Consider the following 1,900-nt stretch of genomic DNA (forward strand, 5'->3'; position numbering starts at 1 on the left):
GCGCGCCCGGCACCGGCCTGCCGGACGCGAACGGCTTCCGCGACAACCAGACCTACCTGATGAGCTGGTACTACGCCTGGGGCGGCGCGACCGACGCGAGCGCCGGCTGGGCCTGGCGCATCGGCTCCAGCCACAACCACTTCGGCTACCAGAACCCGCTCGCGGCCTGGGCGCTGTCGACGCAGGCCGACTTCAAGCCGGGCTCGCCGACGGCGGCCGCCGACTGGGGCAAGAGCCTCGCGCGCCAGCTCGAGTTCTACCGCTGGCTGCAGTCGGCCGACGGCGCGATCGCCGGCGGCGCCACCAACAGCTGGGGCGGCAACTACGGCGCACCGCCTGCCGGCACGGCCACCTTCTACGGCATGGCCTACGACGAGAACCCGGTCTACCACGACCCGGGTTCGAACGAGTGGTTCGGCATGCAGGTGTGGTCGATGCAGCGGGTGGCCGAGTACTACCGCGCGAGCGGCGACGCGAAGGCGAAGGCGCTGCTCGACAAGTGGGTGGCCTGGGCCTCGGCGCAGACGGTGTTGAACGCCGACGGCAGCTACGCGATCCCGAGCACGCTGAAGTGGAGCGGCCAGCCCGACACCTGGAACCCCGCCTCGCCGGGCGCGAACGCCAACCTGCGCGTCACGGTGGCCGATCGCACGACCGACATCGGCACCACCGCCGCGTTCGCGCGCACGCTGATCCACTACGCCGCGAAATCCGGCAACGCCGCTGCGAAGACCCTCGCGAAGGAACTGCTGGACCGCGCCTGGACCCGCTACCAGGACAGCAAGGGCATCGCCATCGCCGAGAAGCGCACCGACTACCTGCGCTTCGACGACGCCTACGACCCGGCGACCGGCTCGGGCGTCTACGTGCCCTCGGGCTGGACCGGCACCAACGCGCAGGGCGCGACCATCGATTCGAACGCGACCTTCCTGAGCCTGCGGCCGAAGTACCAGCAGGATCCGCAGTGGCCGAAGCTGCAGGCCTACCTGGCCGGCGGCGCCTCGCCCGACTGGGTCTACCACCGCTTCTGGGCCCAGGCCGACATCGCGATGGCCTTCAACGACTACGCGAACATCGACGGCGACGGCAGCGGCGGCACGCCGGCCGTCGTGCTGAGCGCGGGCACGCTGAGCGTGGCCGAGGGCGCGAGCGCGAGCGTCGGCGTCAGCCTGTCGCAGGCGCCGGCGGGGACGGTCACGGTGACGGTGAGCAAGGCCGCCGGCGGCGACGCCGACCTGGGCAYGGCTACCACCACGCTGAGCTTCACGCCGGCCAACTACAACGTGCCGCAGAACCTGGTGATCGCCGCCGCCGAGGATGCCGACCAGGCCAACGGCAGCGCGAGCTTCAACCTGGCGGCCGCCGGCCACACCGGCGCCAGCCTCGCCGCCACCGAGGTCGACAACGACGTGGTGGTGGCCGACTGCACGATCAGCTTCGACACGAGCAACGACTGGGGTGCCGGCCAGGTGCCCGCGATCAAGCTGAGCAACACGGGCACGGCGCCGATCACCGGCTGGTCGCTGAGCTGGACCGAATCGAACGACTTCACGCTGTCCAATTCGTGGAGCGCCACGGTGACGAAGAGCGGCCGCGGCGTGGTGGCCACGCCGGCCGGCTGGAACGGCACGGTGTCGCCCAGCGGCAGCGTCGAGTTCGGCATGCAGATCGGCTACAGCGGCGCCAAGCCCGTGCCCACCGGGCTGGCGCTGGCAGGGCACAGCTGCACGGTCACCATCAAGTGACGACAGGGGGATGCGATGAACCACCCTCATAACGCGCGGCGCGCCGCACTGGCCCTCGGGCTGGTGCTGGCGGCCGGTGCCGCGGCCATGGGCTCGCGCATGGTGATCCGCCTCGGCGAGGCGCGCACGGCCAGCACGGCCGAGTGGCGCCAGGT

The 1,900-nt window shown here is 71.6% G+C and carries 1 protein-coding gene; it reads left to right on the forward strand.

Annotated features, from left to right (window positions below; translation table 11 throughout):
* Nucleotides 1–1,745: glycoside hydrolase family 48 protein (locus AC1D01_RS32590; RefSeq protein WP_477873637.1), on the forward strand; the 1,745-nt coding region annotated here is incomplete at its 5' end.
* Between the last annotated feature and the right edge of the window lie 155 nt (nt 1,746–1,900).

This window comes from Rhizobacter sp. P3_B12, from assembly GCF_056402895.1.